Consider the following 24,803-nt stretch of genomic DNA (forward strand, 5'->3'; position numbering starts at 1 on the left):
AAGACGTAGATCGTTAATTTTAAAGGAGATAAAATGATGAATTCAATATTTTGTATAACTTTGTTAAAAATGAGGACATGGAAAATCTTATCGTAATTCCGGAAAATGAAAAACAACTTTTATTAGTGAAGAAATTATTGCAGGAAATGAAAATAAAATTTAAAATTGAAAAATCGTACAAAAAAAGTTTTCAAGACGATCTGTCTTTGAAAATTCAAAAAGCGCGTGAAGAAAAGGAAAATGGAGAATTGATTACCGTAGACCCACGTCAGCTATGGGAAAATATATAATTCAGCTTTCGAAAAGAGCATTTAGAGATTTACAAGCGATAAAAAAATCAGGACGTAAACTTGATATGAAAAAACTGGAACTTTTATTTCTAGAATTAGAACTTCATCCAAAATCTGGCACCGGTTCTCCAGAAAAATTACGGTATTATGAAGGCGAAGTATGGAGTAGAGAAGTCAATAAAAAAGACAGATTGGTGTACGAGATTTTCGACGAAGATTTGCTGGTAATTGTAATACAGTCATTGGGTCATTACGACGATCGATAGATTTAAATTCCTTTCTAAAATAATCATTCATTTAATCTAATTTCATTAAAATTAATGGGATTTTTTTTTGTTAAGAAGTATTTTCACAATGTTAATAAAGATTAATATTAAATAGAGAAACTTACCAGTCTTTTTCGGAAATTTGCACCACTAATTATTAAATGAATTATAATGGGAATCGGAAATATTTTTAAAATGTTCCAGCCGAAAGACAAAGTGTTTTTTGTACTGTTTGAAAAAGTTGCTGAAGAACTGGTAGCGATGTCAAAAGAATTTCATGAAAGTCTTTTGGACTTTGACATCAACGACGACACCATGTTGCAACACATGAGCGACTACGAACACCGTATGGATGATTTAACCCATGAAATATTCGTACAGTTAGGAGAAAACTTTATTACTCCGTTTGATAGAGAAGACATCAGTCATTTAGCCAGTGGGTTAGATGATATTGCGGATTTCATGTATGCGTCAGCCAAATATATTTATTTATACAAAGCACCACTGGATCCAGCTTACACCGAATTTACCCTTTTAATTTACAAATCTTGTTTGGAAGTTCAGTCAGCACTTAAAAACCTGAACGACTTCAAAGATCCGAAAGCAGTGAAAGAATCGTGTATCAAGATCAACTCTTTCGAAAATATTGCAGATGACGTTTTAAGTCAGGCGATTGTTAAATTGTTTGATACCAATGATGCACTTTTGATCATTAAAGTAAAATCAGTTTTGGAATATCTGGAAACGGTTACCGACAAAGCAGAAGATGTGGCTAATACCATCGACAGTATTTTGATTAAATACGCTTAATCTATTCCCTAATTTAGTACAAACAAAAGAAGAATGGATTTACCAATTCTACTCATCATCATCATTGTATTAGCGCTTATATTCGACTATATCAATGGTTTTCACGATGCCGCAAACTCGATTGCGACCATTGTTTCAACAAAAGTTTTAACGCCTTTTCAAGCAGTTCTTTGGGCTGCCGTCTGGAATTTCGCAGCCTTCTTCCTCGCTGCTTATGTAATTGGAGAATTTAAAATTGGGAATACCATTGCCAAATCCGTCAATACCGATTTCATCAATCTTGAAGTCATCTTTGCCGGCTTGGTGGCTGCGATCGCCTGGAATTTGTTAACCTGGTGGTTTGGGATTCCATCTTCGTCCTCACACACTTTGATCGGTGGTTTTTTAGGAGCCGCTTTAATGCACGCCTTAGTTACCGATTATCATCTTATTGCTTTGGCACAGCCGAATCTGGAGATCTTTGACAAACTCATATTGGCCTTTAAGCAGCTCTTTACGCAGAATGTCGTCAGGTACGATAAAGTGATTCCAATCTTTTTATTCATTTTCTTAGCACCGTTAATTGGGTCTGCGATCTCAATTGTAATTACCTTGTTCATTGTCAATGTTTCGAAAAGATCAAGTCCGCGAAAAGCAGATAATGCTTTCAAAAAATTACAGTTGCTTTCTTCTGCGGCGTTCAGTTTAGGACACGGTTTGAATGATGCTCAGAAAGTCATGGGGATCATTGGTGCGGCGATCATATTTCACCACACCAAAACTCTGCAGGATCCTGTTTATCTGGCATTAGATAGCTCTCACCAATTTAATTATTTCGTAGATCATTATTTTTGGGTTCCCTTTGTATCTTTCTTAATGATTTCTTTAGGAACGATGAGTGGTGGCTGGAAAATTGTAAAAACAATGGGTACCAGAATTACTAAAGTAACGCCTTTAGAGGGAGTTGCTGCTGAAACTGCTGGAGCAATCACGCTTTTCATTTCAGAGCATTTCGGAATTCCAGTTTCTACAACTCATACCATCACCGGTGCCATCATCGGGGTAGGAGTTACCAAAAGAGTTTCCGCCGTAAGATGGGGAATCACCGTAAGTTTATTATGGGCTTGGATTTTAACCATACCAATTTCTGCAATGGTTGCAGGACTCACTTATTTGGTTGTTGTCTTTGTAAAATAGAAAGTCTTTTATATAATGGAAGCCATCTCGGGAGAGATGGCTTTTTTTGGTTTATTTTCTTCGTCAAAGATTTTTAAATCGTATTTTTGCCCAAACAGAAAATTTATGCAGTTTTTAGATGAATATCAGGAGATGGTTGCCACCGCGATCGAAAAATATATTTTTAAAGATAAACCAGAGGAACTGTATGCTCCGATGAATTATATTATTTCACATGGTGGAAAACGACTTCGTCCGATGATGGTTTTAATGGCGTGTGAAATGTTTGATGGTGATTTGCAAAAGGCACTAAAGCCAGCTTTGGCTATCGAGTTTTTCCATAATTTCACGCTGATTCATGATGATATTATGGATGAAGCGCCACTTCGTCGCGGAAAGCCGACTATTCATACTTTGCACGGAATAAATACTGGAATTCTCTCTGGTGACGCTTTAATGTTCAAAGCCATTAAGTTTTTTGAAGACCTGGAACCCAATTTGTACAAAGCATGTATGCGTGTTTTCATTCATACGGGCTTATTGCTTTGTGAAGGTCAACAGTACGATATCAACTTTGAAACGCAGGACGAAGTGACCTTTAATGATTACATCAGAATGATCACCTATAAAACTGGAATTTTAAGTGCCTCTTCTTTTGAGATCGGTGCCTTGATCGCTGGTGCAGATTTTAAAGATGCCAAAGCGATTTTCAATTTCGGTAAACATGTCGGAATCGCCTTCCAGATTATGGACGATTATTTAGATGTTTTTGGAAACCAGGAACAGTTTGGTAAGAAACACGCTGGAGATATTTATGAAAATAAGAAAACCGTACTATACCTTTTAGCCAAAGAACACGGAACAGAGGAAGAAAGAAAAGAACTGGAATTCTGGTACTCCAAGAAAACCGACAATGTTGATAAAGTGTACAGCGTAGAAAAGATTTTCAGACGTACCAAAGTGGACGAAAAAACATTGCTGCTCATTCAGGAACACAATGAACTTGCTCAACAATATCTTAATAAAATTAGTGTTTCAGATGCGAAGAAAAAGCCATTTATTGAACTGGCGAATTACTTATTGAGAAGAGAAAGCTAGTAGATGTTTTCTTGAACTTCCGCATCATCAAATCATCTCAGCATATTATAAAATCATCCCATCGTCAGATCGACCATGAAATTTAGAACAGAAGTAGAAATTCCAAATTCTAGCAAAAAAATAGATATTGAAGATCAAATCTTTTCAATCGGCTCCTGCTTTTCAACCGAAATGACCGATCTTTTAAAAGACGGACAATTGCAGACTTTCAATAATCCTTTTGGAACACTTTTCAATCCTTTTTCGATCAACCATGCAGTTTCTAAATTGCACAATGCCGAATTTTACGAAGAAGGAGATTTGATTAGTTTTAACGAAGAAGTAATTTCTTTGGATCATCACACGTCGTTTAATACGCGATTTGTACATCAGACTCTAGACAAGATTAATAGTCAGATAGAAGCTGGGAATCAGTTTTTAAGGAAGACCAGTTGGATTATCATTACGTACGGAACTTCCCATATTTATGAATTTCTGCCGAAGAAAAAACTGGTCTCCAATTGTCACAAAATTCCAGCCAAGTATTTCGAAAAAAGATTTCTCACTCATTTAGAACTGACAGATTCCATTTACGAAACCGTTGTTAATCTTACCGACATTGCAAAAGACGACGTCCAGATTTTATTCACAGTTTCGCCTGTTCGTCATACGAAAGACGGGATGGTTGAAAATAATTTGAGTAAAGCGAAGTTGATTACCGCAATCCATGAGATTCTTCCACAATTTGAAAACTGTCATTATCTGCCGGCTTATGAAATTCTAATGGATGATTTACGGGATTACCGTTTTTACAAAGAAGATTTAATTCATCCCAATAATCAGGCGATCAATTACATCTGGGAAAAATTTGGGAATGCTTATTTCTCCGATGAAACCATGGATTTTATTGAAGAAAATTTAAAAATTGCAAGATCTCTAGACCATAAAACCGCCGATGATAAAGATCCAAAATATCAGGAATTTTTGGGAAAGTTAAAAGAAAGAATTTCGATCCAACAATCGAAAGTGAAGCATAAAATATTTTAAAATCATTTGGGCAGACATTTCCGCCTTCCGCTCCCGCTTTTTTATTTCGCTGCGCTACACAAAAAGAGCTCCGCTCAAGTCGGGCTGCAGCGGGGAACTCAATAGAAACTTTGGTTTGTTAATTTAAAATCTAATATCTGTCACCTAAAAATTACCACAAAAATGATTGATACTCATACCCATTTATATTCCGAAGAATTCGACGAGGATCGAAAAGAAATGATTTCCAGAGCAATCGGAAAAGGCGTTTCTAAGTTTTATCTTCCGGCAATTAATTCGGAGACTCATGAAAAAATGCTGGCTTTAGAAACTGAATATCCATCTCAGATTATATCAATGATGGGTCTTCACCCGTGCTATGTACAGCCGGAATCGTGGGAACAGGAATTAAAATTAGTTGAAGAGTATTTGGATAAAAGACCGTTCGCCGCCATCGGTGAAATCGGGATTGATTTACATTGGGATAAAACTACTTTAGATATTCAGGTAAAAGCTTTTGAACAGCAAATCGATTGGGCAATTGAAAAAGATCTACCGATTGTGATTCACACCCGAGAAAGTTTTGATGAAGTCTTCGAAGTCCTAGACCGAAAAAAACATCCAAAATTACGTGGAATTTTTCATTGTTTTTCAGGCGATTTACAGCACGCCCAACGAGCAATTGATTTGAATTTCATCTTAGGGGTCGGTGGAGTAGTCACATTTAAAAATGGAAAGATCGATCAATTCTTAAATGAGATCCCTTTAGACAAGATCGTCTTAGAAACAGATTCTCCTTACTTAGCGCCTGTCCCACATCGAGGGAAAAGAAACGAAAGTTCTTTCTTGGATTTGGTCGTGGGAAAATTGGTGAATATTTATGGTAAAGACTTTTCTGAAATTGATAGAATCACCACAGAAAACGCGGAGAAAATGTTCTCAATTTAAGCAAGATATTTTTCACGCAAAGACGCGAAGTTTTTCTGTGTTGCCGCAAAGTTTTTTAAATATTATACAGATGATTTCAAAAAAAAGACCGCAATGCTCAATACTGCGGTCTTTGCGTCTTTGCGTGAAAAAGACTCGTCTGAGAAGTCGGAGGTTTTATTAATACTATTTTAATTGATAAACCCCAAATACATAATCACTCGGATGTTTTTCCAGGAATTCATCCTCAAGTTGAAAAATCCGTTCTAAAACTTCTTTTTTTTCTGGAGTCAATTCTACGAAATGATGAGAGATCTCTTTTAGTGCACTCTGCAGAATATTATTACCATAAAATTTTTCTTCCAAAATATTAAATTTTTCATGAATTGAAGGAATGATAGAAGCTGAATCTACACATTCTGAGGGGTCGGCAATGATCATCCGTAAAACTCCAGAACCGTAATATTTGTTTTTGTAAATGTTGGTCTTGAATATTTTTCTATATTCTTTCGGGATAATAGAAATAGCTTTGTTAATATATTCCAACTGCATTTTAGAATATTGTAAACGCGTTGCACCCACATATTCATTGATGATCAACAAACCTTTCGGCTCCAGGTTTTTAATAACAACTTGATCTAGAAATTCAGAAATACGGTCAAAATGATGCAGCGAAGCATGGAAGAAAATCACATCATATTTTTTATTTTGAAAGTTGTGCTGCAAAATATTTGTAGCGAAATAGGAAATGTTTTTTAATCCTTTTTTATCTGAAATTATTTTTCCTTTTTGTAATAATTCATCTGAGAAATCATAGCAATCAATTTCACAGTTTTGATTCATTTCTGCAAGTCGAATTTCATGACTGCACACTCCGGTTCCCAATGCTAAAATTTTGATCTTGTCTTTATTCTTAAAATATTTTTCAGTAAGGTATTCTTCGTAAAGGGTGTTTTCATTTCCGGTGATGAGTTTGTTCCATCTTTTTGCAACCGCTGGTACGATCCAAAAACTTGAAGTTTCTAATATATTATCATTAAATGCGCTTTTTGTACGCTGAAAAGAATCGCTATTAATTTTTGAAAGCAAGAACGGTAAACCTCTTTGGTGAAATTTAATGTAAATGTCAGAAATATCTTCTCTGGTTATGATTCTCATTAAAGATTAATATAATTTAAATGTTGTGTCTGTGTAAAATTATAATTTTAATATTGATAAAAAAAAATTAAAGTGTTTACTGTATTTATTGTTTTTTTTAAAGTGAAAATATTTTTTAAAGTGGTCTTTCAAAAGATAAATACAAAAAGACCACAAAATTCAAATTTTGCGGTCTTTTTGTTTTTTTCACGTCTTTGCGTGAAAGAATCTTTCCGTGAAAGAATTATCTATTTCTCGTAAAATTACTTTTGTTATTTGGCTTTTTACTATGACCGCTCGCAGAATTTCCTTGAGGTGGTCTCGGTCTGAAAGGTTTATTGTTCGAATCTCTTTTTTCAGCTACCAAGTTTTCAGTATGAAAAGGATGCTCCTTTTCAACTGGAATTTTCTTACCGATTAATTTTTCGGTATTCTTTAGATTCAATAGATCTAAACCATCAACGAAAGAGATCGAACTTCCTTCTGAGCCTGCTCTTCCAGTTCTACCGATTCGGTGAACGTAAGTTTCAGAAACATCAGATAATTCAAAGTTGACTACATATTTCAATTCATCAATATCGATTCCTCTCGCTGCAATATCAGTTGCGACCAAGATTCTTGTTTTTCCAGATTTGAAATTAGAAAGCGCATTCTGACGTTGATTCTGAGATTTATTTCCGTGAATCGCTTCTGCAGAAATTTTATGACTCTGCAGTTTTCTGGCAATTTTATCAGCACCATGTTTCGTGCGTGAAAATACAAGAACAGATTCTCTAATATCGTTCTGTAAAATGTGCGTTAACAGATCCAGTTTGTTGTCTTTATCTACAAAATAAACTTTCTGCTGAATCGTATCTGCAGTTGCAGAAACTGGTGCTACTTCAACCTGGATCGGATTGGTCAACATCGAGCTTGCCAGTTTATTGATCTCTTCCGGGAACGTTGCCGAGAAGAAAAGGGTTTGTCTTTTTTGCGGAAGTAATTTAATAATTCTCTTCACATCATGAACAAATCCCATATCGAGCATTCTGTCTGCTTCGTCTAACACGAAAACTTCTAAATGCTTTAAGGAAATAATTCCTTGAGAAATAAAATCCAGTAATCTTCCTGGAGTTGCTACAAGAATATCCACGCCTCTTCTTAATGCGTTTTCTTGAGCCGCTTGTTTAACACCACCGAAAACAACCAGATTTCTTAATCTTAGGTGTCTTCCGTACGATTTAAAACTTTCATCAATTTGAATGGCTAACTCTCTTGTTGGAGTCAGAATCAATACTTTGATGTGATTGTTTTTTTGGTTTTTAATGGCTAGATTTTGCAGGATCGGAATAGCAAATGCTGCAGTTTTTCCTGTTCCAGTTTGGGCAGTTCCTAATAAATCTCTGCCTTGTAAAATATGGGGAATCGATTTTTGTTGAATAGGTGTTGGTTGGGTGTAACCCTCTTCCTTAAGCGCTTTTGCGATAGGATCAATTAAGTTTAAGTCGGTAAAATTCAAATGAAATGTTTTTAATTAAAATGAAACTCGTGTCATTCTATAATATATGTAACGAAGAAAATGAAGTAAAAAAACTTTGCGAGTTTTCAGTTCCGCAGGAAGCGGATTCATCTAGAATGACTACGTCCATAAAAAAACCTTCCGTGAAGAAGGAATTTAGTTCTGCAAATATAGTTTAATTATTTTTAGCAATGGATATTTACGAATTATTCAATTTTAGTCCAATTTTGATTGGTCTTTAGATCATCAATGAATTGATATAGTTTTTCCAGTCCTGGAGTTCCATGTTTTCCATAATCCTTGATTTTTTTCACGCTACCATCTTCATAATTGAGTGTCAGATAAGAAGTCGGCAAGTCGCTTACGTTCTGGTTGCCATAATTATCTTTTAATTCTTTAGGATTTAATGAATTTAATATGGATACTAACTCTTCGTACTGAATTTCATTAATGGTTCCTTTAAAAGTACCTTCATCCTTTTCGGAGGACGTATCTCTCGAAAAGTTAAATCTTTTTGCTTCAAAAATTGCAGTTCGATCAGCATTGAGGGTCATTTTGTAAACTGGACAAAATCCAAAACAGGCACCAGCTTCATAGGTAATGGTTGAGTATTTCGAATTAACTTTGTTGGTCGAGCAGTTAAGCAATAAGAACATTGCGAGAAGACTAAATAAATATTTCATAGATTTTTTTTCATTAGGTTTCAATAACTATTCCAAAAAAATAGATCTGCTAAAAGCAAATCTATTATTTTTTATGAGTATGTATTAAATATTATCCGTGCAACTGTTTCCAGATCGCATCCTTCAATTCCATTAAACCTTCCTGCGTAACGGCTGAAAAGTAAATTGGTTTTTTATTTTCCGGAAATTCTTTTGAAATCTCAGCTTTTAATTCATCGTCTAATAGATCTGCTTTAGAAACGGAAATAATGTAATCTTTATCTAAAAGCTCTGGATTGTACTGCTGCAATTCATTTTCCAAAATTTTAAACTCCTGAAAATGACTTTCTGAATCGGCCGGAATTAAGAATAAAAGAATCGAGTTTCTTTCAATATGTCTCAAGAATCGATGCCCTAGTCCTTTACCTTCCGCTGCACCTTCGATAATTCCAGGAATATCTGCCATTACAAAAGATTTGTAATTTCGGTAATCTACAATTCCTAAATTTGGCGTCAACGTTGTAAAAGCGTAGTTCGCAATTTTTGGTTTCGCCGCTGAAACTGCTGCCAGTAAGGTTGATTTTCCAGCATTTGGAAATCCAACTAAACCAACATCAGCCAATAATTTTAATTCAAAAGTTATATAGCCTTCTTCACCAGGCAAGCCAGGTTGTGCATATCTTGGCGTTTGGTTGGTAGAAGACTTAAAATGTTCATTTCCTTTACCACCTTTACCACCTTTTTTCAAGATGATCTCCTGACCGTGTTCTAAAATTTCGGCAACGATTTCTCCTTCCTCATTTTTAGCGATAGTTCCTAACGGAACTTCAATATATACATCTTCACCATACGCTCCGGTCAACTGGTTTTTACTTCCGTTTTTACCGCGTTCTGCTTTCACATGTCGCGTATAACGCAAAGGAAGTAAAGTCCACTCGTGGGAATCTCCTTTTAAAATTATGTGACCACCGCGTCCACCATCTCCACCATCTGGCCCACCTTTTGGGACATATTTTTCACGGTTAAGGTGTGCTGATCCAGCACCGCCATGACCACTTGTACAATGGATTTTTACGTAATCTACGAAATTTGACATAATTGAGTTCTTAGTTATCACGAGCGAAAACGACAAAGCAATCCAATTCAACAGATTGCTTTACTGCCTCGCAATAGCGATTTTTTATTTTATTTTTTCTACTTCCGCAAAAAGTTTTTCAGAGATTTCGTCGATCGCGCCAACTCCGTTTACTTCTACATATTTGCCTTGTTGTTTGTACAATTCGGCAACTTCTGCAGTTTTTGCGTAATATTCTTTAATTCTATTGCTGATGATCTCCTGATTAGAATCATCCGTTCTTCCACTGGTTTTTCCTCTTTTTAAAAGACGCTCCACTAAAACTTGATCTTCTACAATTAAAGAAAGACAAACGTTGATATCGCTGTTTAAAATTTCTTTAACAATTTTTTCTAAAGCTTCTGTTTGGTTTGCGGTTCTGGGAAATCCGTCGAAAATAAATCCTTGTGCGTCACATGGCTTTTTTAATTCATCGGTCAACATATCGATCGTTACTTGGTCTGGAACCAACTCGCCTTTATCGATGTATGATTTTGCCAATTGACCAAGTTCGGTATCGTTTTTCATATTGAAACGAAATAGGTCGCCGGTAGAAATTTGTTTAAGATTAAACTTTTCGATCAAATTCTGCGCTTGTGTACCTTTTCCGCTTCCTGGAGGACCGAATAGAACAATGTTTATCATTTTTATCAGATTTATTTTTAGTGATTTATTCTTCCTTCAGATAATTGATATAGATCCGGTAGGTTTCTTCCCAATTCATCGTAATCCAAACCATAACCTAAGACAAACTTATTCGGAATTTCTTTAGCCACGTAATCGATTTTAAATTCTTTTTGGTAAACATCTGGCTTTAGTAATAAAGAGGCTACTTTCAAAGATTTCGGACGCTGGGTGTTTTTAAAGTACTCGAACAGGCTTTCAATAGTGTTTCCGGTATCTACGATATCTTCCATTAAGATGATATGGCGACCTTCTACTTCTTTGGTTAAGTCCATTTTTTTGTAGACAATTCCGGTTGATTGAAGTCCTCCTACATAAGAACTCATCTGGATAAATGCAATTTCGCATTGTCCTGGATAGTGTCTTAAAAAGTCTGAAAAAAACATAATCACTCCATTAAGAACTCCTATGAAAACAGGGATTTCATCCTTATAATCTTCATGAACTTTCAGTGCAAGGGCTTTGATGAGTTCTTGGATTTCGTCGTTTTTCATGTACGGAACGAACTCTTTATCGTGAATTTTTACTATATCCATAGGTTTTTCTAAAGTGCAAATTTAAGGAAATAATTCGAAAGAGAATGGGATTAATCAACACCATATAATAAGGATGTAAATATTTTCTGTCTAAATATTGTTCAAGATTATTTTTAAAACTATTTTTGTAGAAATCTAAAAAAAAAGTAAAATATGGCAACTTACGTTGTGGTTGGTCTTCAGTATGGCGACGAAGGCAAAGGAAAAATTACGGATGTACTCTCTGCGAAATCAGACTATGTGGTGCGCTTTCAAGGAGGTGATAATGCAGGTCACACGGTGTATGCCGGTGAGGAAAAATTTGTTTTACATTTACTTCCCTCAGGAGTTTTGCAGTGTAAAGGAAAATGCATTATCGCCAATGGAGTCGTTGTAAATCCAAAAGCATTCTTAAAAGAAATCGGTCAGATCGAAGAGAAAGGAATGCGTACCGATCACGTTTTTATCAGCAGAAGAGCGCATGTCATCATGCCGTATCACATCTTGCTCGATACTTATCGTGAAGAGGAAGAAGGAGGAACGCAGATCGGAACCACCAAGAAAGGAATCGGACCTTGTTATGAAGATAAGATCGCAAGAGTCGGAATTCGGATGGTTGATTTGTTGAATCCTGAAGTTTTAGCCGAGAAGATCAAAAAAAATCTGAAAACTAAAAATTCACTTTTCGAAAAATATTTTGAAAAGCCAAAGTTAGATTTTGATGAAATTTACAATGAGTTTTTAGCCTTGGGTGAAACATTGAAAGACAGAATCGTTGATACGGAAGTGGAATTGAATGAAGCAATTCACGACGGAAAAAACATTTTATTTGAAGGTGCACAGGCTGCAATGTTGGATATTGATTTCGGAACGTACCCTTATGTAACATCATCTTCGCCAACGACAGGTGGAGTTTGTTCTGGAGCTGGAGTTCCACCAACAAGTCTTCAGAACCTAATCGGAGTAGCAAAAGCGTATACAACGAGAGTTGGAAATGGTCCTTTTCCTACAGAACTGAATGACGAGATCGGTGAAGAAATGAGAAAGGTTGGTCACGAATTCGGTGCAACCACTGGTAGACCTAGAAGATGCGGTTGGTTGGATTTAGTTTCATTAAAACATGCAACCATGATCAATGGAATTAACAATTTAGTTATTACCAAACTGGATGTTCTATCTGGAATCTCTCCTTTAAAAATTGCAACAAAGTATAAAACCGAAGACGGTAAAATTATTGATTACTTTACTTCTTCAACAACTAAGTTATATAACTACGAACCAGTTTATGAAGAGTTAGATGGTTGGGAGGAAGATATTACGCACGCCAGAACTTATGATGAACTTCCGGCTAATGCAAAAAAATACATCGAGTTTATTGAGAAACATCTGGGAATCAATGTTTATTTGGTTTCAGTTGGACCAGAAAGAACTCAGAATATTATTCGAAAAGAATTATTTTAATTTTAAACATCCTTTTTCGGAAATAAATAAAGCGAAACCACTCTGCACAGAGTGGTTTTTTGCGTTCAAAAGTTAAAATTATTTTTGTGTTATGTTTTGAATGGTTTCTTTTAATTATTAGCAATTTATTGGCTTTAATTTTGATATAAAATTATCAATAAGAATAATTAAATATAAAACTAATAATCATTAAAGGCGTTTTGCAACTTAACCAATTAAAATAATTTAGTGATGAAAAATCTACTTCAAAACAAAGAATTTCAACTTGATGAAATTCTTTTCGAAAACAGAAACAAAAATTATGGTGCTTATGCTTTAAGAAACGAAGCAGACCGAATTCTAACAAAATCAATGTTCATAGGAATAGGCGTTTTTGCCATGATTGCGATAACTCCATTGTTGATCAACGTTTTTAATGCAACCGATGCACCAATCGAGAAAGAATTACCGCCTCCGTATGTGATTACTCATGTGAATGAACCGCCAGAGGTTGTTCCTGTTACTCCTGTCGCACCTCCAGCAGTTGCTCCAGTAAACACTTTGGATTCCAGAGTTCCCACTCCGACCAGAGATGCTAAGATTGAGAAGGTAATGCCAACACAAACTGATTATGATAAAGCGGTTATCGGAACTCAAGATATCGTCGGAGATCCGCCAATCATAACAACAGTTCCGCCGGTTATTAATGTTGCTCCAACAACTGGTCCGCCAATAACGGCACCAAAACCTGTTGATAATACACCGAAAACAGCGGTAGACGTTCAAGCTAATTTCATGGGCGGAATCAACGTCTTTAGAAATAAAGTCATCAATCAGTTTGATACTTCGGTGATGGACGGAACAGGAGAAGTTGCTAAAACAACTGTTGTTTTCATTGTTGAAAAAGATGGAACCATCAGTGAGGTCAAAGCAACTGGCCCAGATGCTACATTTAATCGGGAAGCCATTAAAACCATTAAATCGGTAAAAGGAAAATGGGTGCCTGCAAAATTAAATGGGGAGAATGTAAGAAGTTACTTCAAGTTCCCAATTTCAATGCAATTTGAATAAAAAACGTTCTATTTAAACCATAACAGACTTATCCACAAAATACCTTGTTTTGTGGATAATTTTATTTTAAGGTAACTCCATCAGATGCAATACTTTAACTTTATTTTAAACTTTACCAATCGTTTGAAAATGATAAAAAAGTGTATTTTTGGGGATTAAATTTTATATAATGGGTAAAATCATAGGAGTTGCTAATCAAAAAGGAGGCGTAGGTAAAACTACAACGGCAGTAAATTTGGCTGCTGCATTGGGAGTTTTAGAAAAAAAGATTCTTTTGATTGATGCAGATCCGCAAGCGAATGCGACTTCTGGTTTAGGGATTGAAGATGCCAATTATTCCACCTATCACTTGCTGGAGCATAGTGTAGAGGTGGAGAAATGCATTCAAAAAACAGCTTCTCCAAATTTGGATATGATCCCATCTCATATTGATTTGGTCGCTGCTGAAATTGAATTGGTCGACCGTGAAAATCGGGAGTACATGCTCAAAAAAGCATTAGCTTCTATTAAAGATAATTACGACTATATCATTATTGATTGTGCACCAAGTTTAGGATTGATCACTGTGAACGCGCTTACTGCGGCAGACTCTGTGATTATTCCAATCCAGTGTGAATATTTTGCATTAGAAGGATTGGGTAAATTATTGAATACCATTAAAAATGTTCAGAAAATCCACAATAAAGATTTAGATATTGAAGGTTTGCTTTTAACCATGTTTGATTCTCGTTTGAGATTATCAAATCAAGTGGTAGAAGAAGTCCACCTGCATTTCCCTGAAATGGTTTTTGAAACAATTATCAGCAGAAATGTTCGTTTAAGTGAAGCGCCAAGTTTTGGTGAGAGTATTTTAAATTACGATGCAGAAAGTAAAGGGGCGATTCAGTATCTTCAATTAGCTGAAGAGGTTTTACTTAAAAATGAAAATTTAATTAATAATTAAGAAATGATTTTCGAGGTTTAATTGTATTTAAACTTTAAAAATCCAGAAAATATTTTAAGAATGAAAGATAAGAAAAGAGCAATGGGACGTGGATTGGGTGCGATATTAAGCGCTGAATCGAAAGCGTCTGTTAACTCCGCCACAGATGAAGGTGCAGACAAGTTTGTCGGTAATATTATGGAGGTCTCTTTAGAAGATATTGATCCGAATGCCACGCAGCCAAGAACCTATTTTGATGAAAAAGCTCTGAATGATCTTGCGCTTTCTATCAAAGCTTTAGGAGTTATCCAGCCCATTACTTTAAGAAAAGAAGGAAACAGATTTGAAATCATTTCTGGAGAAAGACGTTTCCGAGCCAGTAAAATTGCTGGTTTAAAAAGCGTTCCGGCATATATTCGTTTGGTCAATGATCAGGAATTGTTGGAAATGGCTTTGGTTGAAAATATTCAAAGAGAAGATTTAGATGCCATCGAAATTGCCTTAACTTATCAAAGATTATTAGAAGAGATCGGAATGACTCAAGAGAATTTAAGTCAAAGAGTTGGGAAAGAAAGATCTACCATCACCAATTCCATTCGATTATTAAGACTGGATCCTGATTTTCAGAATGCGATCAGGAGTGGTGAGATTTCTGCCGGTCACGGTAGAGCCATCATCAGTATCGAGGATGAGCAAAAACAAAAAGAGCTTTTTGACAAGATTGTTAAACAAGGCCTAAGTGTTCGTCAAACCGAGCAGGAAGCTAATTTGCTGAAAAACCCTAAAGTTGAAGTTAAAAAGGCCAAAACAGAACTTTCTAATAATTTCAAAAGAGTCGAGAAGAGTCTGGCCGATATTTTAGACGTCAAAGTAGAAATAAAATCTGCGGCTAACGGAAAAAAAGGAAAGATCGTTCTGGATTTTAAAAACGAAGAAGAATTAGAACAAATTCTTGCACACTTTAAATAATGCAAAAGTTTACGATTATATTTTTGGTTTTATTTTCAATTTCGACTTTCGCGCAGATCAGTCCGAAAGACACCATTCGTGTTGAAAATTATCCTACAGATTCAGTTAGTACAAAACAAGTTCCGTCTGAAATTGAAGTATTGACCGATATTAAAGAATCTAATGCTCCGGTTAAAGCCATGAAATTCAATCCTACGAAAGCAGGTTTGTATTCAGCAATATTACCTGGATTAGGACAATATTACAATAAAAAGTACTGGAAGATTCCAATCGTTTGGGGCGGAATAGGAACTGGAGTTGGCGTTACACTTTGGAATCAAAAACAGTATAACCGATACAGAGATGCATTTGTGGCCGAACTGAATGGGCAAGAACATGAGTTTTCCAATATTCCTGGCGTGACCAAAGAAGTTTTAGGCCGAACCCAAGATCGAGTCAAAAGACAAAGAGATTATGCCATTGCAATTACAAGTTTGGTTTATATTCTTGGAATCGTAGATGCAGTCGTAGATGCACATTTGTACGAAGGTAGAAAAGATCCTGATTTGGCTTTGAAACCAACCATCATTTTTGATGAATTTGGAAAGGCTAATTCTAAAGCAGGTTTAAGTTTAAGTTATAATTTTTAATAAAATATCGACGCTGCAGCGTTTTGAAATATGAAAATAGCACTGGTTGGTTACGGGAAAATGGGGCATATCATCGATAAGCTTGCGACCAAGAAGGGTCATGAGATCGTTGCTAGACTTAATGAAACGCCGACTGCCGAAAATCTAAACAGCCCAGATGTCGTCATCGAATTCTCGAACCCGGAAGTAGCTTTTAATAATATTAAAATTTGTCTGGAAAATAAGATCCCAGTGATCTGTGGAACGACCGGTTGGTTAGATCAAAAACCGGAGATCGAGGAAATTGCTCTTCAAAATAATACCGCTTTTTTATACGGCTCTAATTTCTCTTTAGGCGTAAATTTATTTTTTGCTTTAAATGAAAAACTTGCCAACTTGATGAAAGATTTTTCTGAATATAATGTCCAGTTAGAAGAAATCCACCATACCCAAAAAAAAGACGCTCCAAGTGGAACAGCCATTTCAATCGCAGAGGGAATTATTAAAAATGATCCTCGATTCGATGCCTGGAAATTGGAAGAAACACAAAATCAAGAACTCGGTATTTTTGCGATCAGAGAAAACGAAGTTCCGGGAACTCACAGCGTTTATTACAAAAGTGACGTCGATGAAATCGAGATCAAACACACCGCTTTTAACAGGAACGGCTTTGCCGTAGGAGCCATCGTTGCCGCGGAGTGGATCATCGGGAAGCAGGGCAACTTCACTATGAATGATGTTCTTTTCAGTAAATAATTACTCTTTACTTATTATGGATCACTCATTACTTTGTAACAATTTTCAAATAAAATAAACTAATAGCGATAAGCATTACAATATGAATTACTTTCTTACTTATTTAATTTACGTATTAATTCTCTCTGTGATCATGGGAGTTTCTACGTGGAAGCTTTTCAAAAAAATGGGTTACAATCCGCTTTTTGCGTTTGTCCCTTTTTACAATTATTTCATTATCCTCAAGGAAACCAACCATTCCAAATGGTGGGCAATACTTTCTTATATCCCAATCATCGGGCCGATAATGATAACGGTTTTCCATGTTTTTTTAATGAAGCATTTCGGCAAAAGATCTTTGATGCAAACTTTGTTAACCATTTTCCTGCCCTTTGTTTATATGGCGGTGGTGAATTATTCCAAAGACACCGAAGTTGAAGTAGAGGAAGATCTATATTTAACAGACGAAGAAAAAGCGGCCAAAAGAAAAGATACTTTCGCTGGCTCTATTACTTTTGCAGTGGTTTTTGCCACGATTATTCACGTATTTTTCACGCAGCCATTTGGGATTCCAACAGGTTCGATGGAAAGAACATTGTTAGTAGGAGATTTCTTATTTGTTAACAAATGGACTTACGGTTTCAGAATGCCAATGAGACCAGTCGCTCTTCCTTTCTTGCAAGGAACCATCATGGATACTGGACAAAAAGGAAATCCTAAAGATGATCCCAAATCCTATGTCGATGCCATAAAACTTCCGTACACCAGACTTTTACAATTAAAGAAACCGCAGAAAAACGATATCGTTGTTTTCAATTATCCACAAGATTCAGTTCATACTGCGATTGACCGAAAAGATCCGTACGTAAAAAGATGTGTCGCTGTTGCCGGTGATGTTCTGGAGATGCGTGCCGGTCGACTTTTCGTCAACGGGAAACCAGAAGTCATTTTGGGCGACCAGCAGAAACAACATAAATATATAGCGACTACCGGAAGTCAGTTGGATATTCCTGCCTTATACAAGATCTACGGCTTTTTGCCGGTTCAGGAAACTCAAACTCAAAATGGTTTCATCTATGATTTCCAGGGATTGACTGATAAAACAGCCAAGGAAATTAGAGAACTTCCACAGATCATTGAACTTAAAGAACATATCTGGGAAAAAGATTCTGCCGCGATTTCGTTTAAAGTGAATGGCGCCAGAGATGCCTACACCAAAAATATCGATACTACACAATCTGTTTTTCCAGTCAACAAAAAATGGAATCAGGATTGGTACGGTCCTTTGCGAATTCCAAAGAAAGGTGATGTGGTTACTTTGAACCAGGAAACTTTGCCAGAATATCAGTGGATCATTTCTGAATATGAGCATCATCATTTAGAAAATAATAACGGAAAGATCTTTATCGATGGCAAAGAAGCTACGCAATATACGATTCAGCAGGATTATTACATGATGATCGGTGACAACCGTGATGCTTCCTTGGATGCACGATTTTTCGGTTTCGTACCAGAGGAAAATATTGTGGGATCGCCTATGTTTACTTGGTTAAGTGTGGAGGGATTGTTCCCGGATAGTGGTTCCACGTATCAGGCGGACAAGAAAGTGCGTTGGGACAGAATGTTTAAAGCAACCAATACTGGCGAATTACATAAAACCTCGTACTGGTGGATCGCCGCGATTATTCTGGTCCTGTTTTTCGGTTGGGATTTCATTATGAAATTATTTAGAAAGAAAGAGAAAGAAGATTAATGTTTTCAGGAGCTTCATCCCGCTTTCCACTATACCTGCCTGCCGGCAGGCAGGTCTTTTTTTCGTCGTTCCTCCTCAAAAAAGGATGCCGTTGCAATCGGGGCTAGGATTCAGGTTGCCCCATAAAAATAAGAGATAGTTGCTTCAGTTGATCCATCATCAAAGCAGTCCTGTTTATTATTTTCAAAATAAAGTTTTATAAAAATGCAGATTCTATTACCTATATTTTATCTTCCGCCAATTTCATGGTTTGCCGTCTTTTTGCAGGATGATGCTGAAATCATTTTCGAACAGTATGAGAATTTTCCGAAGCAAACCTATCGCAATAGAACTAATATTTACGGAGCCAACGGAAAACTCTCTTTGATCATTCCAATGAACCACAATGGAACAAGATTGCTGAAAGAGATCCAAACTTCCACGCGGGAAAAATGGCAACACATCCACTGGAAATCGATAAAAACGGCTTATCAGACTTCGCCTTATTTTGAATATTACGAAGATAAGTTAGAAAAGATTTTTTCTTTTAAAACGGCGTCTCTGGTAGAATTCAATTTAAATGCTTTAAAGATCGTTCAAAAATTACTGAAAACAGAAAAGGCATATTCTTTGAATAACGAGTACTTCAAAGAACCTGAGTATCTCAATTACCGCGATCAATTATCCGCCAAAACAGAAACTAATTTTCAAATGGTAGAGTATTATCAGTCATTTTCTGATAAATTTGGCTATTTGAAAGATTTGTCCATAATTGATCTTCTCTGTAACAAAGGCCCAGAAGCTTTGACCTATATTAAGAATGTCAAAACAAAATAAAAATCAATATGAATAAAATATTAATTGCAGCTTGTTTTATAACAGGCTTTGTTTCTTTTGCGCAAAAAGCAGAAACAGCTTTAGATCCTATGCAGGATAAAAATCTGATGACGTGGTATCATCAGGATTTTGGATCTACCAATATTTACGGTGTCAACACTCAAAATGCTTATAAATATTTAGATTCCAAAGGTTTGAAAATCAAACCGGTAATTGTTGGAGTTTTAGATAGTGGTGTAGATGTTGACCATCCAGGACTCATCAAAAATATGTGGAAGAACGTCAACGAAGTTCCTAACAACGGAAAAGATGATGATGGAAATGGCTACATTGATGATATCCACGGTTGGAATTTCAGTGGTGGAAAAAACGGTGATATCGACATCGACAATATGGAAGTAACTCGGGTTGTTAAAAAATACCAGTCCATTTTTGAAGGACCGAACTCTACAGAGAATAAAGCCAATCAAGCTAAAATGCCTGAAGAATTTGTGATGTACATGAAGTCCAAAGAAATTTTCACTAAAAAAAGTGTCGAAGCCAAACAGAACTACGAGACTTATAAGAGAATTCAGGGAATGATTCCATCGATGATTGCAATGCTGGGTGGCCAGAATCTTACACCAGAAGTAATTTCAGCGATTAAACCAACTACATCAGAGCAGGCAATGGCTGCTTCCGTTTTGGGACAGATCAGCAGAGATCCTTCCGTTATTGGAAAATCACCTGCCGAAGTTCAGAAGTTTTTAGAGGCGCAAATGAAAGAAGCTTTGGATTACTATGAACCACAAGCGACCAAACAATATAATTTGGAGTTCGATCCAAGAGCTTCTATTGTTGGTGATAATTATGATGATTATTCAGAAAAAAAATACGGTAATAATCATTACGAAGGTCCAGATGCACAGCATGGAACTCACGTTGCCGGAATTATTGCAGGTCTTCCGCAAGGAACTGAAGTGCAATATGGAGTAGGTTATAAAACTGCAAAAATAATGACTGTTCGCGCCGTTCCAAATGGTGACGAGAGAGATAAAGATATTGCAAATGCCATTAGATATGCTGTAGACAATGGAGCGAGAATTTTAAATATGAGTTTCGGGAAACCGGTTTCTCCAGGAAAATATGTGGTTTGGGATGCTTTCAAACATGCAGAATCGAAAGGTGTTCTTTTAGTAAAAGCTGCCGGAAACGAAAACGAAGACATCGCAGAAAATGTTTATTTCCCAACTAATTATAAAAATGTCGAGGACGCCAAACCTTTTGTTAACAATATGATTGTTGTTGGTGCATCAACCAACGATAACGAATTTTTACGAGCGAGCTTCTCTAATTATAATCAGAAATTAGTTAACGTGTTTGCGCCAGGCGATAAGATTTATTCTACTGTTCCAAAAGGAAAATACGAATATCTCCAGGGAACATCGATGGCTTCTCCGGTAGTTGCCGGTGCAGCTTCTGTTTTGTTAGCATACATGCCGAATTTGACTCCAGCTCAAATCATCGAAGCATTGGTGAAAACTTCTAATAAATCAACGGTGAATGCCATGATCAGTTCCAACACCAATAACAGATTTGATATGATTTCTGAAGCTGGCGGTGTGATTGATGTAAGAAAGGCGGCAGAATATGCCTATACGAATTTTTATAAAGATTCGAAGGTAAAAGCTTCCACATCAACACCGGTTAAGAAAAAAACGTACAAGAAAAAGCCCGTTTACAAAAAGAAATAGACTTTAAATTAAAACCCGATTGCTCGGGTTTTTTTTTATTTTGGTCCGAATGGCATGGTTTTTTGTACAGATAGAATAATTAATTATACTACTATGAAAAATTTATTATTAGCAGGAATAGTTGGAGCAGCATTAACTGTTTCATGTTCTACAGCCAAAACAGCGCAGTCTAACCGTGCAGAATTTTTGAAATTAAAAGGCGACTGGCAAATTACCAGTGTTAATTATGACAATAATTATAAAGTTAAGCCATTTGATGAAAACGCAGATGCTCAATGTTTCGTTGGAAGTCAGTGGAGATTAATTCCCAATAACTGGACCGGATCTTATACCATCAATGGTGGTGGCGATTGTCCAAGTGTAATTCAACCAATCAAATTCGAAGTATCAAATGGAAATGAATTTAAATTCAAGAAATTGATGGAAGGTTCAAAAGCGAAAGCAGTAACTGCTGGTTATTCTCTTAATTTAGTGAGTCAAACGGCAGATGGATTCAGTTTAGAACAAAACATTCCTTCAGGTGGGGAAAATGTAAGAGTTGTTTACAACTTCGAAAGAACAGGAATGAAATAATACTATTAAAATTAAAATATTAAATAAAAAATTATGAAAATTTTTAACAAAACAAATATCGCAGCTTTGTTTATCTCAGCATCAATGTTGACAATGACAAGTTGTGAAGCTGTAAAAAACTCAAACAATCAACAAAAAGGAACTGTAATCGGAACTGCAGCAGGAGCAATTTTAGGTGGTGTCCTTGGGAATAATTTAGGAAAAGGTAAAAACGCGCCTTTAGGAGCAGTCCTAGGTGGTGTAGTTGGTGGAGTTGCTGGTAACGTTATCGGTAACAAAATGGATAAGCAGGCTAAAGCGATTAAAGAAACTTTGCCAGGTGCAGAAGTTGAAAGAGTAGGTGAAGGAATTAAGGTAACGATGAAAGAAAACATGGTTAACTTCGGTTTTGACTCTTCAGATCTAACTGCTAGTGCAAAAGCAAATCTTGATAAACTGGCTCAAGTTTTAGTAGATAATGTAGACACGAACATTAATATTTATGGCTACACAGATAGTAAAGGAACTGATTCTTACAACCTTTCACTTTCTGATAGAAGAGCTGCAGCTGTGAAAAGCTACCTTGCATCGAAAGGAGTTTCTTCAATGAGAATGAATACAATGGGAATGGGTGAAGCTTCTCCTATTGCATCAAACAGTACCGATGCAGGTAGAGCAGAAAACAGAAGAGTAGAATTTGCAATTACTGCAAATGAAGATATGATTAACGATGCAAAAACTGCTCAGTAAATCAATATAAATATACTGATATAAGATCCGCTTCGGCGGATTTTTTTTATTTAAAATTCACTAATTTTACCGTTGAATTTTATATGAATGATGAAATATTTAAAACTGCTTCGCGTAGAGCAGTGGGTTAAGAATCTCTTTGTTTTTTTACCACTGTTTTTTTCGGGAAACATTACCCATTTTGACTTATTACTAAAAAGCGTTTTTGCTTTTATTGTATTCTCCCTCGTCGCAAGTAGTATTTATATCATCAATGATTATTCAGATATTGAGTCCGATCGGAAACATCCTGAAAAAAAGAACCGTCCCCTTGCAAGTGGTGTAATTTCTAAAGGAACTGCGAAGATTATTTTAATTATTCTCCTGGCTTTAATTGGTGTTGCAGTATTTTTTGCTAAAGATTTTTTACTTGATAATTTGTGGAAATTTGGAACGATTGTAGGCTTTTATTTCGTCATGAATTTAGCGTACACTTTCAAATTAAAACATGTCGCGATTGTAGATGTGATGATCATTTCTATTGGGTTCGTTCTTCGTGTTTTAGCAGGAGGTTACGCCACTGGAATTCTAATTTCACAATGGGCGATCTTACTGACCTTCGTTTTAGCATTGGTTTTAGCAATAGGTAAAAGAAGAGGAGAATTGATTAACGCTCAAATTTCGGGTCGTACAAGAAAATCATTAGATGGCTATAATGTACAGTTTGCCGACATCGCACTTTCAATCAGTTGTGCTTTGGCAATTGTGTGTTATTTAATGTTTACATTATCTCCAGAAGTTCAGCAGCGATTTCATCCTCGCGTTTTTTATACGGTGATCTTTGTTGTTTTTGCTTTTTTACGCTATTTGCAACAGACTTTGGTCTATAACAAAACCGAATCTCCTACCAAAATTATTTATAAGGACAGATACATTCAGGTGACGTTAGTGCTTTGGTTGGCAGCGTTTTTATTACAAATTTATTTTAAGAAATGAAACCAGATTATAAACAGACGGTAACGAACTGGGGAAATTTTCCAGTGGTGGAAAAAGAAATGAAGTCCGAAGACTCGTCTGCGAAAATACAGAAATATATTCGCGATAACCACGACATCATCGCTAGAGGAAACGGCAGATGTTATGGCGATGCAGCCCTTTCCGAAAATATATTTTCGACCAAAAGACTTAATAAGTTTATCAGTTTCGATCGATTAAATGGAATAATTGAATGTGAATCTGGTGTTTTGCTTTCTGATGTTTTAGAGGTCATTGTTCCTCAAGGTTACTTTCTTTTTGTAACTCCAGGTACTAAATTTATTACTGTTGGTGGTGCAATCGCTTCTGATGTTCATGGTAAAAATCATCATGCAGAAGGTTGTTTTTCAGAGTACGTTATTGAATTTTCTTTAATGAATGAAAAAGGAGAGATCCTGGCCTGTTCAAAAACTGAAAACGCGGATAAGTTCTGGTCCACAATTGGTGGAATGGGCTTAACCGGAATTATTCTTTCCGCTAAATTCAAATTAAAAAATATTGAAAGCTCTTATATTCGTCAGGAAAGCATCAAAGCTGAAAATTTAGATGAGATTTTTAAATTATTTGCCGAAAGTGAATCCTGGACTTATAATGTTGCTTGGATCGATTGTCTTCAAAAAGATAAAAATTTAGGAAGAAGCATCATGATGCGTGGCGAACATGCCTTTAAGCATGAATTACCAAAAAAATTACAGGATAATCCTTTGCTGGTCAAGAAAAACACCAGTCCTTCAATTCCTTTCTATTTTCCAAATTTTGTACTAAATAATTTAACCGTTAAATTATTCAACTTTTTATATTACAGTAAACAGACTAAGAAGGAAGTTAAAAACTTTGTTCATTATGAATCATTTTTTTATCCATTAGATATTGTAAATGATTGGAACAGAATTTATGGTAAAAGTGGTTTTATTCAATATCAAATGGTGATTCCAAAGGAGAAAGGCAAAGAAGGAATGAAAAGAATTCTGGAGACCATTGCCAAAAGTGGAAACGGATCTTTTCTTGCGGTTTTAAAATTGTTCGGTAAAGACAATCCCGAAGCATACAACTCCTTCCCGATGGAAGGTTATACGTTGGCATTGGATTTTAAAGTCAATAAGAAACTGAAAAAGTTAGTGGCTCAACTTGACGATATCGTAGAAGAATTTGGCGGCAGAATTTATTTAACCAAAGATTCGATGAGTAAATCATCATTGACCAACTATCTGCAAAATGTTCAAAACCCGAAATTTATTTCAATGCAGCAAAAGAGAATTCAAAATAATTAATCTTCTTG

General features: G+C 35.9%; 26 protein-coding genes. 20 read left to right on the forward strand and 6 right to left on the reverse strand.

Translation table 11 applies throughout. The features are described from left to right. Positions 1–77 precede the first annotated feature (77 nt). The 7 genes from ACEYOS_RS10525 (at position 78) to ACEYOS_RS10555 (ending at position 5,572) form a co-directional block, all read left to right on the forward strand. Positions 78–290 carry a DUF2683 family protein gene (locus ACEYOS_RS10525; RefSeq protein ID WP_373708234.1) on the forward strand — a complete coding sequence of 71 codons (213 nt, stop codon included), beginning with the start codon at positions 78–80 and terminating at the stop codon, positions 288–290. Beyond that, positions 275–556, forward strand: a complete 282-nt coding sequence (locus tag ACEYOS_RS10530; RefSeq protein WP_373708233.1) for a type II toxin-antitoxin system YoeB family toxin — start codon at positions 275–277, stop codon at positions 554–556. The genes ACEYOS_RS10525 and ACEYOS_RS10530 overlap by 16 nt, the downstream gene beginning before the upstream one ends. A 171-nt stretch (positions 557–727) precedes the next feature. Then, positions 728–1,366: a DUF47 domain-containing protein gene (locus ACEYOS_RS10535; RefSeq protein WP_125021678.1), complete on the forward strand. Its 639-nt coding sequence runs from the start codon at positions 728–730 to the stop codon at positions 1,364–1,366. A gap of 33 nt (positions 1,367–1,399) precedes the next feature. After that, positions 1,400–2,542, forward strand: a complete 1,143-nt coding sequence (locus tag ACEYOS_RS10540) for an anion permease (RefSeq protein WP_373708337.1) — start codon at positions 1,400–1,402, stop codon at positions 2,540–2,542. 105 nt (positions 2,543–2,647) lie between these two features. Next, on the forward strand, positions 2,648–3,619 hold the full coding sequence (locus tag ACEYOS_RS10545; RefSeq protein ID WP_373708336.1) for a polyprenyl synthetase family protein: 972 nt from the start codon (positions 2,648–2,650) through the stop codon (positions 3,617–3,619). A gap of 75 nt (positions 3,620–3,694) precedes the next feature. Further along, complete coding sequence (locus ACEYOS_RS10550; RefSeq protein WP_373708335.1) at positions 3,695–4,645, forward strand: GSCFA domain-containing protein; 951 nt, start codon at positions 3,695–3,697, stop codon at positions 4,643–4,645. A gap of 162 nt (positions 4,646–4,807) precedes the next feature. After that, the gene (locus ACEYOS_RS10555) at positions 4,808–5,572 is read left to right on the forward strand and encodes a TatD family hydrolase (protein ID WP_373708334.1); all 765 of its coding nucleotides are present in this window, start codon (positions 4,808–4,810) and stop codon (positions 5,570–5,572) included. Between the two features lie 165 nt (positions 5,573–5,737). Here the strand turns inward: ACEYOS_RS10555 and ACEYOS_RS10560 are convergent, their stop codons facing one another. The 6 genes from ACEYOS_RS10560 to hpt form a co-directional block, all read right to left on the reverse strand. After that, positions 5,738–6,709 carry a methyltransferase domain-containing protein gene (locus tag ACEYOS_RS10560; RefSeq protein WP_373708333.1) on the reverse strand — a complete coding sequence of 324 codons (972 nt, stop codon included), beginning with the start codon at positions 6,707–6,709 and terminating at the stop codon, positions 5,738–5,740. 223 nt (positions 6,710–6,932) lie between these two features. Next, positions 6,933–8,186, reverse strand: coding sequence for a DEAD/DEAH box helicase (locus tag ACEYOS_RS10565; RefSeq protein WP_373708332.1), 1,254 nt, complete (start codon positions 8,184–8,186; stop codon positions 6,933–6,935). 206 nt (positions 8,187–8,392) lie between these two features. Next, a complete protein-coding gene (locus tag ACEYOS_RS10570) occupies positions 8,393–8,869 on the reverse strand; it encodes a DUF6438 domain-containing protein (RefSeq protein WP_373708331.1) in 477 nt (158 codons plus the stop codon). 91 nt (positions 8,870–8,960) lie between these two features. Next, a complete protein-coding gene (obgE, locus tag ACEYOS_RS10575) occupies positions 8,961–9,944 on the reverse strand; it encodes a GTPase ObgE (protein WP_373708330.1) in 984 nt (327 codons plus the stop codon). An 84-nt stretch (positions 9,945–10,028) separates the two neighbouring features. Beyond that, positions 10,029–10,607 carry an adenylate kinase gene (locus tag ACEYOS_RS10580; RefSeq protein WP_373739016.1) on the reverse strand — a complete coding sequence of 193 codons (579 nt, stop codon included), beginning with the start codon at positions 10,605–10,607 and terminating at the stop codon, positions 10,029–10,031. A 17-nt stretch (positions 10,608–10,624) separates the two neighbouring features. Further along, positions 10,625–11,182, reverse strand: coding sequence for a hypoxanthine phosphoribosyltransferase (gene hpt, locus ACEYOS_RS10585; protein WP_373707647.1), 558 nt, complete (start codon positions 11,180–11,182; stop codon positions 10,625–10,627). 153 nt (positions 11,183–11,335) lie between these two features. Between hpt and ACEYOS_RS10590 the strand changes: the two genes are divergently transcribed. The 13 genes from ACEYOS_RS10590 (at position 11,336) to ACEYOS_RS10650 (ending at position 24,795) form a co-directional block, all read left to right on the forward strand. Then, positions 11,336–12,622 (forward strand): adenylosuccinate synthase, encoded by a 1,287-nt coding sequence (locus ACEYOS_RS10590; protein WP_373707646.1) that lies wholly within the window; start codon positions 11,336–11,338, stop codon positions 12,620–12,622. Between the two features lie 231 nt (positions 12,623–12,853). Next, on the forward strand, positions 12,854–13,672 hold the full coding sequence (locus tag ACEYOS_RS10595) for an energy transducer TonB (RefSeq protein ID WP_373707645.1): 819 nt from the start codon (positions 12,854–12,856) through the stop codon (positions 13,670–13,672). 169 nt (positions 13,673–13,841) lie between these two features. Further along, positions 13,842–14,615 carry a ParA family protein gene (locus ACEYOS_RS10600; RefSeq protein ID WP_373707644.1) on the forward strand — a complete coding sequence of 258 codons (774 nt, stop codon included), beginning with the start codon at positions 13,842–13,844 and terminating at the stop codon, positions 14,613–14,615. Between the two features lie 60 nt (positions 14,616–14,675). Then, a complete protein-coding gene (locus ACEYOS_RS10605) occupies positions 14,676–15,563 on the forward strand; it encodes a ParB/RepB/Spo0J family partition protein (protein ID WP_373707643.1) in 888 nt (295 codons plus the stop codon). Beyond that, complete coding sequence (locus ACEYOS_RS10610) at positions 15,563–16,192, forward strand: DUF5683 domain-containing protein (protein WP_373707642.1); 630 nt, start codon at positions 15,563–15,565, stop codon at positions 16,190–16,192. The genes ACEYOS_RS10605 and ACEYOS_RS10610 overlap by 1 nt, the downstream gene beginning before the upstream one ends. Before the next feature lie 30 nt (positions 16,193–16,222). Then, positions 16,223–16,927 (forward strand): 4-hydroxy-tetrahydrodipicolinate reductase, encoded by a 705-nt coding sequence (dapB, locus tag ACEYOS_RS10615; protein ID WP_373707641.1) that lies wholly within the window; start codon positions 16,223–16,225, stop codon positions 16,925–16,927. Positions 16,928–17,009: 82 nt separating this feature from the next. Continuing rightward, entirely contained in the window at positions 17,010–18,659 is a 1,650-nt protein-coding gene (lepB, locus tag ACEYOS_RS10620) for a signal peptidase I (protein ID WP_373707640.1), read from the forward strand. 204 nt (positions 18,660–18,863) lie between these two features. After that, complete coding sequence (locus tag ACEYOS_RS10625; RefSeq protein WP_373707639.1) at positions 18,864–19,475, forward strand: WbqC family protein; 612 nt, start codon at positions 18,864–18,866, stop codon at positions 19,473–19,475. 8 nt (positions 19,476–19,483) lie between these two features. Then, the gene (locus ACEYOS_RS10630; protein ID WP_373739017.1) at positions 19,484–21,208 is read left to right on the forward strand and encodes a S8 family serine peptidase; all 1,725 of its coding nucleotides are present in this window, start codon (positions 19,484–19,486) and stop codon (positions 21,206–21,208) included. A 93-nt stretch (positions 21,209–21,301) separates the two neighbouring features. Further along, positions 21,302–21,781 (forward strand): lipocalin family protein, encoded by a 480-nt coding sequence (locus ACEYOS_RS10635; RefSeq protein ID WP_373707637.1) that lies wholly within the window; start codon positions 21,302–21,304, stop codon positions 21,779–21,781. Between the two features lie 33 nt (positions 21,782–21,814). Continuing rightward, positions 21,815–22,510 (forward strand): OmpA family protein, encoded by a 696-nt coding sequence (locus ACEYOS_RS10640; RefSeq protein WP_373707636.1) that lies wholly within the window; start codon positions 21,815–21,817, stop codon positions 22,508–22,510. A gap of 87 nt (positions 22,511–22,597) precedes the next feature. Beyond that, entirely contained in the window at positions 22,598–23,485 is an 888-nt protein-coding gene (locus ACEYOS_RS10645; protein ID WP_373707635.1) for a decaprenyl-phosphate phosphoribosyltransferase, read from the forward strand. Next, positions 23,482–24,795 carry an FAD-binding protein gene (locus ACEYOS_RS10650; RefSeq protein WP_373707634.1) on the forward strand — a complete coding sequence of 438 codons (1,314 nt, stop codon included), beginning with the start codon at positions 23,482–23,484 and terminating at the stop codon, positions 24,793–24,795. Before ACEYOS_RS10645 ends, ACEYOS_RS10650 begins: the two co-directional genes overlap by 4 nt. Positions 24,796–24,803 lie beyond the last annotated feature (8 nt).

Source organism: Kaistella sp. (assembly GCF_041824135.1).
Taxonomy (GTDB): Bacteria; Bacteroidota; Bacteroidia; order Flavobacteriales; family Weeksellaceae; genus Kaistella.

Bases quoted from the DNA above. Each gene is read 5' to 3' on its own strand.
- ACEYOS_RS10600 (WP_373707644.1), top strand. From the start codon at position 13,842: ATGGGTAAAATCATAGGAGTTGCTAATCAAAAAGGAGGCGTAGGTAAA.
- obgE (WP_373708330.1), bottom strand. From the start codon at position 9,944: ATGTCAAATTTCGTAGATTACGTAAAAATCCATTGTACAAGTGGTCAT.
- ACEYOS_RS10595 (WP_373707645.1), top strand. From the start codon at position 12,854: ATGAAAAATCTACTTCAAAACAAAGAATTTCAACTTGATGAAATTCTT.
- ACEYOS_RS10640 (WP_373707636.1), top strand. From the start codon at position 21,815: ATGAAAATTTTTAACAAAACAAATATCGCAGCTTTGTTTATCTCAGCA.
- ACEYOS_RS10580 (WP_373739016.1), bottom strand. From the start codon at position 10,607: ATGATAAACATTGTTCTATTCGGTCCTCCAGGAAGCGGAAAAGGTACA.
- ACEYOS_RS10625 (WP_373707639.1), top strand. From the start codon at position 18,864: ATGCAGATTCTATTACCTATATTTTATCTTCCGCCAATTTCATGGTTT.
- hpt (WP_373707647.1), bottom strand. From the start codon at position 11,182: ATGGATATAGTAAAAATTCACGATAAAGAGTTCGTTCCGTACATGAAA.
- ACEYOS_RS10530 (WP_373708233.1), top strand. From the start codon at position 275: ATGGGAAAATATATAATTCAGCTTTCGAAAAGAGCATTTAGAGATTTA.
- ACEYOS_RS10545 (WP_373708336.1), top strand. From the start codon at position 2,648: ATGCAGTTTTTAGATGAATATCAGGAGATGGTTGCCACCGCGATCGAA.
- ACEYOS_RS10550 (WP_373708335.1), top strand. From the start codon at position 3,695: ATGAAATTTAGAACAGAAGTAGAAATTCCAAATTCTAGCAAAAAAATA.
- lepB (WP_373707640.1), top strand. From the start codon at position 17,010: ATGAATTACTTTCTTACTTATTTAATTTACGTATTAATTCTCTCTGTG.
- ACEYOS_RS10525 (WP_373708234.1), top strand. From the start codon at position 78: ATGGAAAATCTTATCGTAATTCCGGAAAATGAAAAACAACTTTTATTA.
- ACEYOS_RS10540 (WP_373708337.1), top strand. From the start codon at position 1,400: ATGGATTTACCAATTCTACTCATCATCATCATTGTATTAGCGCTTATA.
- dapB (WP_373707641.1), top strand. From the start codon at position 16,223: ATGAAAATAGCACTGGTTGGTTACGGGAAAATGGGGCATATCATCGAT.
- ACEYOS_RS10535 (WP_125021678.1), top strand. From the start codon at position 728: ATGGGAATCGGAAATATTTTTAAAATGTTCCAGCCGAAAGACAAAGTG.
- ACEYOS_RS10645 (WP_373707635.1), top strand. From the start codon at position 22,598: ATGATGAAATATTTAAAACTGCTTCGCGTAGAGCAGTGGGTTAAGAAT.
- ACEYOS_RS10555 (WP_373708334.1), top strand. From the start codon at position 4,808: ATGATTGATACTCATACCCATTTATATTCCGAAGAATTCGACGAGGAT.
- ACEYOS_RS10635 (WP_373707637.1), top strand. From the start codon at position 21,302: ATGAAAAATTTATTATTAGCAGGAATAGTTGGAGCAGCATTAACTGTT.
- ACEYOS_RS10590 (WP_373707646.1), top strand. From the start codon at position 11,336: ATGGCAACTTACGTTGTGGTTGGTCTTCAGTATGGCGACGAAGGCAAA.
- ACEYOS_RS10630 (WP_373739017.1), top strand. From the start codon at position 19,484: ATGAATAAAATATTAATTGCAGCTTGTTTTATAACAGGCTTTGTTTCT.
- ACEYOS_RS10560 (WP_373708333.1), bottom strand. From the start codon at position 6,709: ATGAGAATCATAACCAGAGAAGATATTTCTGACATTTACATTAAATTT.
- ACEYOS_RS10610 (WP_373707642.1), top strand. From the start codon at position 15,563: ATGCAAAAGTTTACGATTATATTTTTGGTTTTATTTTCAATTTCGACT.
- ACEYOS_RS10650 (WP_373707634.1), top strand. From the start codon at position 23,482: ATGAAACCAGATTATAAACAGACGGTAACGAACTGGGGAAATTTTCCA.
- ACEYOS_RS10605 (WP_373707643.1), top strand. From the start codon at position 14,676: ATGAAAGATAAGAAAAGAGCAATGGGACGTGGATTGGGTGCGATATTA.
- ACEYOS_RS10570 (WP_373708331.1), bottom strand. From the start codon at position 8,869: ATGAAATATTTATTTAGTCTTCTCGCAATGTTCTTATTGCTTAACTGC.